The organism is Lysobacter hankyongensis (genome assembly GCF_039543145.1).
In the GTDB taxonomy this organism is placed as follows: Bacteria; Pseudomonadota; Gammaproteobacteria; order Xanthomonadales; family Xanthomonadaceae; genus Lysobacter_I; species Lysobacter_I hankyongensis.
The window spans coordinates 16,305-30,024 of sequence record NZ_BAABJE010000023.1; the positions used below are offsets into that span (position 1 = coordinate 16,305).

Annotated in this window: 10 protein-coding genes; 8 read left to right on the top strand and 2 right to left on the bottom strand. The window is 67.7% G+C overall.

Features of this window, described 5'->3' with window-relative positions; translation table 11 throughout:
- The first annotated feature begins 22 nt into the window (after nucleotides 1–22).
- The 6 genes from ABD974_RS17230 to ABD974_RS17255 are packed head-to-tail and all read left to right on the top strand — an operon-like array spanning nucleotide 23 to nucleotide 7,308.
- Entirely contained in the window at nucleotides 23–2,056 is a 2,034-nt protein-coding gene (locus tag ABD974_RS17230; RefSeq protein ID WP_345304703.1) for an acetyl/propionyl/methylcrotonyl-CoA carboxylase subunit alpha, read from the top strand.
- A complete protein-coding gene (locus ABD974_RS17235; protein ID WP_345304581.1) occupies nucleotides 2,053–2,634 on the top strand; it encodes a hypothetical protein in 582 nt (193 codons plus the stop codon). The genes ABD974_RS17230 and ABD974_RS17235 overlap by 4 nt, the downstream gene beginning before the upstream one ends.
- Nucleotides 2,631–3,542, top strand: a complete 912-nt coding sequence (locus tag ABD974_RS17240; RefSeq protein ID WP_345304582.1) for a hydroxymethylglutaryl-CoA lyase — start codon at nucleotides 2,631–2,633, stop codon at nucleotides 3,540–3,542. The genes ABD974_RS17235 and ABD974_RS17240 overlap by 4 nt, the downstream gene beginning before the upstream one ends.
- Nucleotides 3,539–6,115, top strand: coding sequence for a sensor domain-containing protein (locus ABD974_RS17245; RefSeq protein WP_345304583.1), 2,577 nt, complete (start codon nucleotides 3,539–3,541; stop codon nucleotides 6,113–6,115). Before ABD974_RS17240 ends, ABD974_RS17245 begins: the two co-directional genes overlap by 4 nt.
- Nucleotides 6,116–6,128: 13 nt before the next feature.
- Complete coding sequence (locus ABD974_RS17250) at nucleotides 6,129–6,653, top strand: GNAT family N-acetyltransferase (RefSeq protein ID WP_345304584.1); 525 nt, start codon at nucleotides 6,129–6,131, stop codon at nucleotides 6,651–6,653.
- A gap of 22 nt (nucleotides 6,654–6,675) precedes the next feature.
- The gene (locus ABD974_RS17255) at nucleotides 6,676–7,308 is read left to right on the top strand and encodes an excalibur calcium-binding domain-containing protein (RefSeq protein WP_345304585.1); all 633 of its coding nucleotides are present in this window, start codon (nucleotides 6,676–6,678) and stop codon (nucleotides 7,306–7,308) included.
- 83 nt (nucleotides 7,309–7,391) lie between these two features.
- Here ABD974_RS17255 and ABD974_RS17260 read toward each other — a convergent pair whose 3' ends face one another.
- A complete protein-coding gene (locus ABD974_RS17260) occupies nucleotides 7,392–8,741 on the bottom strand; it encodes an OmpP1/FadL family transporter (protein ID WP_345304586.1) in 1,350 nt (449 codons plus the stop codon).
- Nucleotides 8,742–8,942: 201 nt separating this feature from the next.
- Here ABD974_RS17260 and ABD974_RS17265 point away from each other — a divergent pair, with 201 nt between their 5' ends.
- Nucleotides 8,943–9,635, top strand: coding sequence for a rhomboid family intramembrane serine protease (locus tag ABD974_RS17265; protein ID WP_345304587.1), 693 nt, complete (start codon nucleotides 8,943–8,945; stop codon nucleotides 9,633–9,635).
- Between the two features lie 98 nt (nucleotides 9,636–9,733).
- Entirely contained in the window at nucleotides 9,734–10,054 is a 321-nt protein-coding gene (locus tag ABD974_RS17270; protein ID WP_345304588.1) for a DUF1820 family protein, read from the top strand.
- Between the two features lie 67 nt (nucleotides 10,055–10,121).
- Here the strand turns inward: ABD974_RS17270 and ABD974_RS17275 are convergent, their stop codons facing one another.
- Nucleotides 10,122–13,715: an ABC transporter permease/M1 family aminopeptidase gene (locus ABD974_RS17275; RefSeq protein ID WP_345304589.1), complete on the bottom strand. Its 3,594-nt coding sequence runs from the start codon at nucleotides 13,713–13,715 to the stop codon at nucleotides 10,122–10,124.
- Nucleotides 13,716–13,720 lie beyond the last annotated feature (5 nt).

The following is a 13,720-nucleotide window of genomic DNA, read 5'->3' on the forward strand; positions in this document are numbered from 1 at the left end:
AACGACGATGCTCTCCACGATGATGTTCTCCAAAGTCCTCATCGCCAACCGCGGCGAGATCGCGTGCCGCGTGATCCGCACCTGCCGCAGGCTCGGCATCCGCACTGTCGCGGTGTATTCGGATGCCGACGCCGACGCGCAGCACGTGCGTCTGGCCGACGAAGCGCACCATATCGGCGGCGCGCGGCCGCAGGAGAGTTATCTGCTCGGCGAGGTCATCCTCGAGGTCGCGAAACGCAGCGGCGCGGACGCCATCCATCCTGGCTACGGCTTCCTCAGCGAGAACGCGGATTTCGCCGACGCGGTCGAGGCCGCGGGTATCGTGTTCATCGGCCCCAAGGCGGGGTCGATGCGCAAGATGGGCAGCAAGGCCGGCGCCAAGCAACTGATGCACGCCGCGGGCGTGCCCGTGGTGCCCGGCTACACCGGCGAAGACCAGTCGCCGGATCTGCTGCAGCGCGAGGCCGACGCGATCGGCTATCCGCTGATGATCAAGGCCGCGCACGGCGGCGGCGGCAAGGGCATGCGCATCGTGCGCACGTCCGCGGAATTCCTGCCCAATCTCGAAAGCTGCCAGCGCGAGGCGCGCAACGCCTTCGGCCGCGATCGCGTGCTGCTCGAACGTTATGTCGAAAAACCGCGGCACATCGAGATCCAGATCTTCGGCGACGGTTTCGGCAACGTCATCCACCTCAACGAACGCGAATGCTCGGCGCAGCGTCGCTACCAGAAGGTGCTGGAAGAATCGCCCTCGCCGTTCCTCACGCCCGCACTGCGCGAGGCGATGGGCGCGGCCGCGGTGCAGGCCGGGCACGCGATCGATTACCAGAACGCCGGCACGGTCGAATTCATCGTCGGCCAGGATGGAAAGTTCTACTTCATGGAGATCAACACCCGGCTGCAGGTCGAGCACCCGGTCACCGAATACGTCACCGGCCTCGATCTGGTCGAGTGGCAATTGCGCGTCGCCGCCGGCGAAGCCCTGCCGAAGGCGCAGCACGAGATCGCGCAGCGCGGCCACGCCATCGAGGTGCGGCTGTACGCGGAAGATCCCGAAGCCGGCTTCCTGCCCGGTTCCGGCAAGCTCACGCGCCTGCGCCTGCCCAAGCCCGACGCGCATACCCGCATCGACGGCGGCGTGATCGAAGGCGATGTCGTCACCATCTTCTACGACCCGATGATCGCGAAACTCATCGTCTGGGACGAGGACCGGCCGCGCGCCCTCGCCCGCCTGCGCGATGCGCTGGCGCAGTGCGCGATCGACGGACCGAAGTCGAACATCGCTTTCCTCGAACGCCTGATCCGCCATCCGGACATCGTCGGCGCGACCATCGACACCGGCACGCTGGACCGCGCGCTCGACGAATTCATGCCGGCGCCGCCGACCGCGGCGCAGCTGCGCCTGGCGCGCACCGCCGCCGCGACCGCCGCACTGCTGCGCGAAGAAGCGCAGACCCGCGCGCAGGCCGCCGCCAGCGCGGACCCGACCTCGCCCTGGGCCGTCGCCGACGGCTGGCGTCTGGGCCATGGCGGACAACGCCGGCTGGTACTCGACGACGGCAGCGCGCGCCACACCCTCGTCGCCCACGGCAGCGGCGGCGATTACCGGATCGAGACCCTCGGCATCGATGACGACGCCGGCAGCGTCGAGGTCCGCGGCGCGCGCCTGGAAGACGATGTCCTGTCCGCGCGGTTCGACGGCGCGGGCCATCGCCTGCGTCTGGACGCCGGCCCGGCTTCCGGCGCATCCTCGCGACTGGACGTGCACGACGGCGAACGCCGCTGGCGGTTCGCGCGGGTGCCGGCCTATCAGCCCGCGAGCGAACAGACCGGCGCCGCCGGCGACCGCGCGCTGGCGCCGATGCCCGGGCGCATCGTCCTGATCCGAACACAGGTGGGGGATCGTGTCGAACAAGGCCAGGAACTGCTGGTGATGGAAGCGATGAAGATGGAGCTGACGCTCAAGGCGCCGTGCGCCGGCATCGTCGCCGAGATCCGCGTCGCGGCCGGCGACTTCGTCGAGGCCGACATCGCGCTCGTGGTGTTGACGCCATGAGCCTGCGCGGCGCGGCGCTCGCCTTCGCCCTGCTGGCCCTCACCGCCTGCGTCACCTTCGAGCGTGCGCCGGTCGCGACGCTCGCCTGCGATCCCGCGCTGGCCGGGCAGTGGCGGCCGGTCAATGGGGGCCCGCAGGACCGCGACATCGTGGTCTCGGCCGATTGCACCATGCAGTGGCCGGAAGAGAACGGCGGCACCTACACCACCACGCTCGCGGGGTTCGCGCTCGACGCGTCCCGCTATCTTGTTTTCGCCCCGGCGGTCGCCGACCGCCTGATGAACGCCAACGGCGACATGCTGCGCACGGCGCCGCGGGGCAGCGTGTTTCTGGCGCGCTACCGCATCGATGGCGACCGCGCCACGGTCTGGCTGGCCGACGGGGACGAAACGATGCGCCCCCTCGCGAAGGGCCAGGCGAGAGGCCGTCGCCTCGACGCATCGAACGTCCACGTCGAAGGCAGCCGCAAGGCCATCGCGGCGCTGCTGCGCGCGCGCGGCGAAACGCTGTTCGACAGCGACGCGAACGGCATGGGCACGCTGACGCTGCAGCGCATCGCACCGGAGATCACGCCATGACCGACGCGGTCCGCATCGTCGAAGTCGGTCCCCGCGACGGCCTGCAGAACGAAAAGACCCTGGTGCCCGCGGCGGCCAAGATCGAACTGATCGATCGCCTCTCCGCCACCGGCCTGCGCAGCGTCGAGGCCACCAGCTTCGTCAGCCCGCGCTGGGTCCCGCAGTTGGCCGATGCGGCCGAGGTCTACGTCGGCATCGCCAAGCGCCCCGGCGTGCGCTACCCGGTGCTGGTGCCGAACGAACAGGGTTACGAGCGCGCGCGCGCCGTCGGCGTCGACGAGATCGCGGTGTTCACCGCCGCCTCCGAAGCCTTCAACCTGCGCAACATCAACGCCTCGATCGAAGCGTCGCTGCAGCGCTTCGCGCCGGTGATCGCACGCGCGCAGGCCGACGGCGTCGCCGTGCGCGGCTACGTGTCCACGGTGCTCGGCTGCCCCTACCAGGGCGACGTGCCGCTCGCGGACGTCGTGCGCGTGGCGAAAGCGCTGCACGCGATGGGCTGCTACGAAATCTCGCTGGGCGACACCATCGGCATCGGCACGCCATCGAAAGCGGCGGCGATGCTGCGCGCGGTGGCGGAGGAAGTGCCGATGGCCGCGCTGGCGGTGCATTTCCACGACACCTACGGCCAGGCGCTGGCGAACCTGCTGGCCTGCCTCGACGCCGGCGTGCGGGTGGTCGACGCCGCGGTTTCCGGCACCGGCGGCTGCCCGTACGCGAAAGGCGCCAGCGGCAATGTCGCGACCGAGGATGTGGCGTATATGCTGCAGGGCATGGGCTTCGACACCGGCATCGATCTCGACGCGCTCAGCGACACCGGTCGCTGGCTGTCGCGGCTGCTCGGCCGCGAGACGGGCAGCAAGGTCACGCGGGCGCGCGGCGACGCCTCGGGGAGCGTCGCCGCATGACCGACGCCCGCGACGATGCCGTGCCTCCGACGTCCGTCGATCCGACGCAGACCCTCGACGCACTGGATCGCGCACGGCGCAACCCGGACATCGCCCCGGCCGACGCGCAGCGGCTGTTGGAGCGCGCGCACGCCGCACTGCTGGCGGCGCTGGCGGAAACCGAATCCGAACGCCTGCGTTACACCGCGCTGTTCGACGCCGTGCCCGATCCGGTCAGCATCCTGGACTGGGACGGCACCGTCCTCGATCTCAACAAGGCAGGCCTCGCCGCGTATCGACGCCCGCGCGAACAGATCGTCGGCCAACCCATCGAAGTGCTCAATCCCGACCTGCCCAAGGATCACATGGTGCCGGTGTGGGAAGCGCTCAGCCGCGGCGAGACCTACGTCGTCGAAGTCGCCAACATGCGCGGCGACGGCAGCCGCTTTCCGGTGGAGGTGCATACCGCCGGTTTCGACTACAAGGGCAAGCGGCGCATGGTCGCGGTGGCGCGCGACCTCAGCAATCGCTGGACCGCGGAAAACCGCTACCGGCTGCTGCTGGAATCGATCGACGTCGGCGTGATCCTGTTCGACCGCGACATGCGCGTGGTCACCGCCAACCCGGCCGCGCACCGCGCCATCGGCGCGGGCCCCGGCCAGACCGTGAACACACTGCTGCGCCCGGAGAACTGGAAGATCGTCGACGCCCGCGGCCGGCCGCTGACGTTTCGCGAATGGCCCACCACCCAGGCGCTGGAGCGCGCGCAGGTCATCAGCAACACGGTCGTCGGCCTGTATTACGTGCCGAGCCAGCGCATGTCGTGGATCTCGGTGACCAGCGTGCCGGTGTTCGAAGCCGAAGGCACCGCGCCGGACTACGTCTTCGCGATGTTCAGCGACGTCACCACGCTCAAGCGCGACAACGTGCTGTTCGATCGCGCCCAGGGCCTCGCCCACATCGGCGGCTGGGAATGGGATCGCGGCCGCCAGCGGCTCTATCTCACCCACGAAGCGCAGCGCATCCTCGGTCGCAGCCCGCTGCCGCAGACCATCGAAGAAATGATCGCGGGCGTGGCGCCCGGCGACCGCATGCGCCTGCGCACCGCCGTCGACCGGCTGATCGAGACCGGCGGCAGTTTCGATCTGGAGCTGCAATATCTGCGCAGCGACCACCACGCCTGCTGGGTGCGCGTGATCGGCGAAGCCGACACCGCCGACCCGGGCACGTCGCGCATCGTCGGCACGCTGCAGGACATCACCGAACGCAAGCACGCCGAGGAAACGCTGCGCGTGCAGGCACGCACCGATCCGCTCACCGGCCTGCTCAATCGCGACGCGATCCTGGTCGAACTCGACCTGCGCATGCAGGATCCGGCGCACGCGTCGGTCGCCGTGCTCTACATCGACCTCGATCGCTTCAAGGTCATCAACGATGTACTCGGCCACGCCGCCGGCGACGAACTGCTGGCCTCGGCCGCGCAGCGCATTTCCACCGCGGTCGCCGGCGAAGGTCTGGTCGCGCGCTTCGGCGGCGACGAATTCCTGGTCATGTGCAATCTCGCCGACGACGCGCAGCGCCCCGAGCGCATCGCGGGCGCGATCCTGCATGCCCTCAACGACAGCTTCCGCTTCGACAACGAGGAATTCACCATCACCGCCAGCATCGGCATCGCCCGCGCGCCCGGCGACGGCGAACGCCCGCAGTCGCTGATCCAGAACGCGGACGCCGCGATGTACGACAGCAAGCGCCGTTCGCGCAACGCCTGGCAGGCGTTCACGCCCGCGCTGGCGCAGACCCAGGCCGACCGGCTGTGGATGGAAACGCATCTGCGCCGCGCCGCCGACAACGGCGAGTTCCACCTCGTCTACCAGCCGCAGGTCGATCTGCTCAGCGGTCGCGTGGTCGCCGCCGAAGCGCTGATCCGCTGGCAGAACCATCTGCTCGGCGAACTGCGGCCGGACCGCTTCATCAGCCACGCCGAAACCACCGGCGACATCGTGCGCATCGGCAGCTGGGTGCTGCGCGAGGCCTGCCGCCAGGTCGCCGCGTGGCGCGACGCGGGGCTCGGCATCGTCCGGGTCGCGGTGAACGTCTCCTACCGCCAGTTCGTGGGCGAGGATCTCGCCGAAGCGGTGCAGCGCATCCTCGACGAATTCCATCTGCCCGGCGCCGCACTGGAGCTCGAATTCACCGAGCGCGTGCTGATCGAGGACGCGCCCGACACCCTGCGCACCTTCGCCGACCTGCGCGAAATGGGCGTGGTGCTGACCATCGACGATTTCGGCGAGGGCTACAGCGCGCTGAACTATCTGCGCCGGCTGCCGATCCACGGCCTGAAGCTCAGCCAGTTGTTCGTCGAAGGCGTGCCGACCAACCACTCCGACGTGGCCGTATGCCAGGCGGTCGTGGGCATCGCCCGCAGCCTCGGCCTCGGGCTCGTCGCCGAAGGCGTGGAGTCCGAAGCGCAGCGCCAGTTCCTGCTGCGGCTCGGCGTGCCGATCGCGCAGGGCTTCCTGTTCGCGCCCGGCCTGAAACCGGACGAGTTCGCGCGCCGGCTCGAACAGGGTGGCCTGCATCCCTCCACGCACTGACGCCCCCACGCCCATGATCTCCCACGCCGCACCCTCCTTCCGCATCCGCCCAATCGAAGCCCGCGACGACGCCGCGATCGCCGCGATCATCCGCCGCGTCATGCCCGAGTTCGGCGCCTGCGGCAGCGGCTTCGCGATCAACGACCCGGAAGTGGACTGGATGCATCGCGCGTATTCCGCGCCGCGTTCGGCCTATTTCGTCGTCGAGCGCGTCGACGCGCACGGCGATGGCACGGTCGAAGGCGGTGGCGGCATCGCGCCGCTGACCGGCGGCGACGCCGACACCTGCGAACTGCGCAAGATGTATTTCCTGCCGAGCCTCCGCGGCCTCGGCGCCGGCGAAGCGCTGATGACGCGCTGCCTCGACGCCGCGCGCGGCTTCGGCTTCGCGCGCTGCTATCTCGAAACGCTCACCGGCATGGACGCGGCGATGCGCCTGTACGCACGCAGCGGATTCCATCGCATCGATCATGCGATGGGCGCGACCGGACACGGCGGCTGCAATACCTTCTATCTGCGCGAACTGACGACGGACTGAGACCTGCCGGAGAGCGACACGGATGCGCACGCAGGGCACATTGATCAAATGGAACGACGACCGCGGCTTCGGGTTCGCGAAGACCCGCGACACCGGGATGGAGGTCTTCGCCCACGTCTCCGAGTTCCCGCACAGCGGCCGGCGGCCGCAGATCGGCGACCTGCTGTCGTTCGAGATCGTGAGCGGCGACGACGGCCGCAAGCGCGCCCGCGCCATCGTCTTCGAAGTTCCGGCGACGGGGCGCGCCGATTTCACGCTCACGTCGATCGACAGGCGCGCGTCGAAGCCGCCGTCCGCAGCGTCATCGCGTTCGCAGCGCGAAACGCCTTCGCGCCCGCGACGCCCGCAGCACAGGCGCGAGGGTCGCGGCTTCTCCGGTCTGATCGGTACCGCCCTGTTCATCTGCATCGCGATGCTCGCTGGCCATCAGCTCATCGAGGCGTTCCGCACCACCACTTACGTACCGCCACCGGCGGCGCCATCGCAAACGGTATCCCCGCTGTCCGCGGCACCGGCGGCGCGCTGCGACGGACGCACGCACTGCGGCCAGATGCGCTCCTGCGCGGACGCGAAGTGGGTGCTGCGCAATTGCCCGAGTACCGCGATGGACGGCGATCACGACGGCGTGCCCTGCGAAGACCAGTGGTGCCGCTGACCGCCTCAACGCGACGCTTCGACGATGCCCGACAAAAAACCCCGCCTGAGCGGGGTTTTTTGCATGACGCGATGCGACTGCGATCAGAAGCTGTAACGGCCGGAAAGACCGAACAGATTCACGTCGCTGCTGAACTCGCCGAACAGGGCGTGGCGGTTGGCGGCGTCGATGATGCCGATCTTCGGCGTATCCGGTTCGATGCGGGTGTAGGACGCATTGATCTCGACGTTCTCGCTCATGTTCCAGGTCAGGCCGAGCGAATACCAGCGACGGTCTTCATCGGGCAGACGCGGGGTGCGCGTGGCGAACGTGGTCGGGGTTTCGTCGTAGGCGTAACCGCCGCGGAGCGTGAAGGCCTCGGAGAGCTTGTATTCGGCGCCGATCGACCAGAAACGGGTGTCGCCCCAGCTGAAGTCCTCGACCGAATCCGGATCCGCATTGCCGAAGTCGATGCGGATTTCTTCCAGCGAATGCCAGTCGGTCTCGGTGTAGTCGGCCATCAGCGCGAGGCTGTCGTTGAGCTGATAGGCGACGCTCAGCGTGGTCACGCTGGGCGTGGTCAGCTTGGCGCTGGCCTTGCCGTCGTTGAACAGCGCGCTGCGGCCGATCGCGTTGAACACGGTGCGGGCGTTGCTCGGCACGGTCCAGTCGGCCTTGCCCTGCAGCTCGTGGTCGATTTCGGAGCGATGCGACAGGCCGATGGCCAGCTTGTCGGTCGGACGGAAGTTCAAGCCGAAGATGTAACCGAAGCCCGTGTCGTCGCCGGTGATGACCGCTTCACCGTCGGCCGACTGCGGGGCAAAGCCGGGAACGCTGCTGAGCGCCAGCGCCGAGCCGAAATCGACGGCCTTCGACAGCTCCGCTTCTGCGCGCTCGTAGACGATGCCGGCGCCGACGGAGAAGCGGTCCGGCACGATTTCGTAAGCGGCGGAAAGGGTCAGATCGACGGTCTTCAGGTCGGAGGTGAGCGCGTGGTAGCGACCGACCCAGCCGTTGTCATATTCGGTCTTCAGACCGAACGGCGCACTGACCATCGCGCCGACGGTGAGGCCGTTGCTGAACTTGTGGATGAGGGACATGGCCGGAACCGGCGTCGCGCCGCCGGCATTGCCGCCATCGCTGCCCGTGATGGGACGGGCCAGCGGGGTACCGGTCGCGGCATAACCACTACCGTCGAAGCTGGCGTTGAGGTCGATCACGGTCACGTCGGCCTGGATCGTGGTGCCCTCGAACGAAGTCATGGTCGCCGGGTTGTTCACGACGACGGATGCGTCGCCCGTGGCGACGCCGGAACCGGCGAAGGCGCGGCCCATGGCCTTCACGCTGTTTTCTTTCAGCTGGAAGCCCGAGGCCTGGGCTTGGCCGAAGGCCAGCGCGCCGGCGATGCCGAGCGCGAGCGCGGACATCTGGATGAAGCGGTTGTGGGTATGCATTGTGCTTGCGTCTCCGTGGACAGGATTTTTTGGTCTGCGCCGTGCGGCCGGGCGTATTTCCTCGCCCGTGCCGCGCCTGCCGGAAACCCCCTCCCGACGTACGACGCCGTATGTACTATACCGCGCAAGTTAACCTGAAGCTAACAACCGCTTGTCGCACCGCGCCCCATGGATTCATGGGAATTTCGGCATACTCGCGCGATGTTCGTTCAGCTTCCGACCCGCCGGACATCCGGCCTGCGCTGGGCCACGCCGCTGGTCTTCGCGACGCTGTGGCTGGCCTACCTGTGGGCGAGCACCCGGCCGGAAGCGATCCAGCGCGGACTGCTGCAGGACTGGGGCGCGCTGACCGGCGGCCCCGCCGCCGCCGACACCTGGCTGGCGCTGTGGGCGAACGAACGCTGGCTGCGCTTGTTCACCGCGATGTTCCTGCATGCCGACTGGGCCCACCTGCTGGGCAATCTGGTGTTCCTGCTGATCTTCGGACTGCCCGCCGAGCGCGCCATGGGACCGTGGCGCTTCCTGGCGCTGTTCCTGCTCGGCGGCACGCTCGCCAATCTGGCCGCGGTGTTCATGATCGGCACGCCCGAACGACTGGTCATCGGCGCCAGCGGCGCGGTCTCGGCGGTCATCGGCGCTTATCTCGCGCTGTTCCCGCGCGCCAAGCTCGGCGTGGTGGTGCCGCTGGGGTTGTTCCTGGAATTCATCCGCGCGCCGGCCTCCCTGCTGATCGGGGTCTGGGCGATCCTGCAGGTCGTGTTCGCCTACATCGGTCCGGCCTTCGGCGCGGTGGCCTGGAGCGCGCACATCGCCGGCTTCCTGTTCGGCGTGGTCTTCGCGCTGTCCGCCCGCGCCGGCATCGCCCGACGCCTGCGCCACAGCCAGGGCTATTGAATCCTCCGGCATCGCCCCGCCCTCTTCGCGAACCGACTCTTGCATCGGCAGGCTACCGACCGCATCTGCCCCTTGTCGCCCCTCGCCTCCCCTCCGCCATGGCCAAGACGCTTTACAAGATCACCTTCCACAACCACGGCAAGATCTACGAGCTGTACGCGGAGCGCGTGACCAGCGGCAGCCTGTGGGGGTTCATCGAAGTGGCCGGGCTGGCGTTCGATGTGCACGACGGGCTGGTGGTCGATCCCACCGAGGAACGGCTGCGCGACGAATTCGGCGGCACCCGGGTGCTGCATCTGCCGATGCAGAGCATCGTGCGGATCGAGGAAGTCGAGAAGAAAGGCCAGTCCGCGATCCGCGACGCGGCGAGCGGCGAAACCGTGGTCACCCCGTTCCCTTTGCCGGCGAAACCGCGCTGATCCCGGCGACCGCGGAATCCGGATGCGACGGCACGCACTCCGCGCGCCGCCGCATCCTTCCCGAGAGTTACAGACTCACCCGCTTGCGGTTGTCCGCGGACACCCGGTCGATCAGCTTGTTGTAGGGATCGAACCCGGCTTCGTACGGCTCGGCGTCCACCACCACGGTGATCTTCGGATTCTCCGTGGTGATGCGGTGACGCTTGAGATACAGCGGCTTCTCGTCCTTTTCCTCGCCCGACGGGCCGCGCGCGAACACGCCGACCTCGATCCAGTCGTCGATCTTTCCGGCGGTCTCCTTGCCGGTGCCGTCGGCGTACATCTTGGCCGCGCGCAGATCGAGCACGACTTCGTACTTGCCGTCGGGGCGTTTCGTGGCAGACGCGGTCTCCACCCGGTTGTCGTAGAAGCTGATCTTCTCGAACAGGTCGACGATCAGACCCTCGTGCGCAGGGCCGGCCTCGGCGCGGATGTAATCCAGCAGCTCCTTCGAGGTGGTGTATGGCGGCTGCTGATAGCCCTTGTCCTGCAGGAAGCGCTTCAGCGCGCGATTCAACGCATCCTCGCCGACCTCCTCGCGCAGCCGATAGAACGCCAGGGAACCTTTGCGATAGTGGATGTACTGCTGGTTCTCGTTGCGGTAGAGCGGCAGTTCCTCGATCCGCTCGCCGCCGCGATCGGACAGATAGCGGTCCAGTTCGTACTTCAGGAATCGGCGCATCTTGTCGCGTCCGTATTCCTTCTCCATCACCATCAGCGCCGAATACTGCGACAGCGATTCGGACAGGACCGTCGCGCCCTGCACGTTGGCGCCGATCACCTGATGCGCCCACCACTGATGCGCGATCTCGTGAGCCGTGACGTAGAACACGTAGTCGATCGCCTCTTCGCCGTCCAGATCGGCGATGAAACCGATGGATTCCGAGAACGGGATCGTATTGGGGAACGACTGCGCGAAGCGCGAATAGTTCGGAAACTCGATGATCCGCACCTGGCGATGCTGATACGGCGTGAAGTTGCGCTCGTAATAGGCCAGCGACTTCTGGATCGCCTCGATCATCCTCGGCACGTTGTAGGCGTGCTTCGGGTCGTGATAGATCTCGATCGGGATGTCCTTGTACTTGCCGCGGGTGACCTGCCAGCGCGCCGAGAGATAGGAATAGAAAGCGAGGATCGGGCGGTCCATCGCGTAGCTGAAACAGCGCCGGCCGTCGCGGGTGAACTCGCGTTCCAGATAGCCGGGCGACAGCGCGATCTGGTCCGGCGCGGTGCAGATGGTGGTCTTGAAGTCGATCCAGTCGGCGTCGTCGGTCAGGTAGTTGTTGGCGCGCGCCGCCGCATCCTCCAGCTTGGGCATGCGCCGCGGCTCGCCCAGGCCGCGCTTGCGGCGTTCGTTCGGGTCGCTGATCTCCGCGCCTTCGCTGTAGCCGAACGCGGGGAAATAGCTGTTGTTGAAGAACGAACCGTTCTCGACGATCTGCGCCTCCCGCGGGCCGGGCGTGTTGGCGATGCCGTTCGGCGCCAGTTCCACCCGGAACCGGATCTCGCGGGTCTCGCCGGGCGCCATCGGACGCTTCAGGCGATAGATGCGATAGCCCAGATCCTTGTCGTGCCGGATCAGGTCGGCGCCGCCCAGATCGATCCGCTTCAGCGATTCGTCCTCTTCCATGGCGACATGGATCTGGTCGATCGGCGCCGCGTGCGGATTGCGGATGCGATACATGCCGTCGGCGGAGAGGCTGCGGGTCTCCGGACGCAGGTCGATATCGACCCGGGTGGCGACGATCCTGGGCTGCGGAAGGTTCGCGTAACGCTTGTATTCGCGTTCGTATCGGGCCTGCAGATCGAGTTGTTCGTCGGGCGAGCGATAGGTGTTGCGGACGTTGGTGTTCCAGAACAGATAACCACCCATCGCGACGAACGCCAGACCCGCGGCGATGGTGGCGACGCCGAGCGGGCCGCGCATGCGCTGACCGGCGACGCGCATGCGTTCGCGGAGGCCTCCGGCGTTGCCGCGCACCCAAAGCGCCGCCGACAACAGCAGCAGCACCAGCAGGAACAGCGCCCAATAGCTCTGGAACGCGAAGCGCCCGACCAGGAAATGGCCGTAGCCGTTCATGTCGGAATACGGCGCTCCCGGCGCGCCGCCGTAGAGATACAGATTGTGGGTGAAGTCGAGCGTGCCGAGCACGACCTGGCCGATGATGACCACCAGCATCGCCGCGTAGCCGATGAACTTGTTGTTCGTCAGCACCTGCAGGCACAGGGCGAGACCGGCCATCAGCACGAAGCGGACGGAATTGATCGCCAGCGCTTTCGCGTAGAGCGCGGGCTCGATCTGGGTATGCCCCTTGGCGAGCTGGATCGCGATCGCGGTGAGGCTGCCGATCGCCTGGAAGCACAGGACCACCGCGACCAGCGCCCCGAATTTCGCCGCCAGCGGCACCCAGGTGGGCACCGGCATCGCGTCCGTGACCTCATGGATCTTCGCGCCGCGCTCCTTGCCGAACAGTTCGCCGGCGTAGAACAGCACGATGATGACGAGCACGAAATTGAAGGACCCCTGCAGCGACAGCAGCATCTGCGACGTCACCGGATGGATCGGGGTTTCGTACATGGTCTGCGCGTAGATGGCGTTCGGAACGAAGTTCACCATCGCGAACAGCAGCATCACGATGAACGGAACGCCCCGCAGCACGCTCAGCGTATCGAAGCGCAGCTGTTGCAGGCACTGGGAGACCGCGGTCGCGGCGACGAATCGCGGTGCGACCCGCGGCGGCGCGATCGCGCGCGAGGCCGCGGCGACCTGCGCCGGCGCTTCCGTCCGCGCGCCGGCCTTCGGCTTGCGCCAGCCGCGGGCGGTGCCGCTGCGCTCGGTCTTGAAAAAGCGGAAGCATGCGACGATCAGGCCGATGCCGATCGCCGCCCAGAGCGCGCGATTGGCGAGCAGGTATCCGCCGAACTCGGGCAGCAGGGTGTTGCGCTGCTCGACCGACCAGTAGCGGACCGTGCGGTCGAACGCGCGCATCCCGAGCGGGTCGCTCAGCACCGCCATCCAGACGTTGTCCAGATCGGTCATCAGCACTTCGCCGACGATATACAGGATGATGAAGGCCAGCACGCCGATGTACACCCAGAGAATGCTGCGGCTGACGATCGCCAGCAACGACAGCAGCGCCGTGGTGAAGAGCAGGTTGGGCACGACGATGACCGCATAGACCCACAGATACGGCGAGAGCGATACCGGCCCCAACCGCGCGGCATCCACCCAGGGCATCAGCGGCCCGAGGAAGGCGCCGAACCCGATCACCGCATACAGCGCCAGACAGCAGATCAATGCGGCGAGGATCCTGCCCAGCACATAGTCGCGCTGGCGGATGGGGCTGGCGAAGAACAGCTCGGCGGTGCCCTGCTCGAAGTCGCGCAGCAGCGCACCGTTGATCGACATCGCGATGAAGAGCATGCCCAGCAGGGTGAAGGCGCCGATCAGATTGACCGTCACCACCGGGGCGTTGCGGTTGACGTTGCCGATGCCGCCGCCGACCTGGACGGCGTCGGAGGTGGTGGCGCCGAACGCCAGCAGCGCGAACAGCAGCGCCATCAGCCACAACAGCGGAGACCGCAGCTGCTGGCGCAGCTCGAAACGGAGGAACTCGAACATGGCGG

Coding starts and splice junctions, on each gene's coding strand:
- ABD974_RS17255 (WP_345304585.1), top strand. CDS start 6,676: ATGCGCACGCAGGGCACATTGATCAAATGGAACGACGACCGCGGCTTC.
- ABD974_RS17245 (WP_345304583.1), top strand. CDS start 3,539: ATGACCGACGCCCGCGACGATGCCGTGCCTCCGACGTCCGTCGATCCG.
- ABD974_RS17265 (WP_345304587.1), top strand. CDS start 8,943: ATGTTCGTTCAGCTTCCGACCCGCCGGACATCCGGCCTGCGCTGGGCC.
- ABD974_RS17235 (WP_345304581.1), top strand. CDS start 2,053: ATGAGCCTGCGCGGCGCGGCGCTCGCCTTCGCCCTGCTGGCCCTCACC.
- ABD974_RS17260 (WP_345304586.1), bottom strand. CDS start 8,741: ATGCATACCCACAACCGCTTCATCCAGATGTCCGCGCTCGCGCTCGGC.
- ABD974_RS17275 (WP_345304589.1), bottom strand. CDS start 13,715: ATGTTCGAGTTCCTCCGTTTCGAGCTGCGCCAGCAGCTGCGGTCTCCG.
- ABD974_RS17230 (WP_345304703.1), top strand. CDS start 23: ATGTTCTCCAAAGTCCTCATCGCCAACCGCGGCGAGATCGCGTGCCGC.
- ABD974_RS17270 (WP_345304588.1), top strand. CDS start 9,734: ATGGCCAAGACGCTTTACAAGATCACCTTCCACAACCACGGCAAGATC.
- ABD974_RS17250 (WP_345304584.1), top strand. CDS start 6,129: ATGATCTCCCACGCCGCACCCTCCTTCCGCATCCGCCCAATCGAAGCC.
- ABD974_RS17240 (WP_345304582.1), top strand. CDS start 2,631: ATGACCGACGCGGTCCGCATCGTCGAAGTCGGTCCCCGCGACGGCCTG.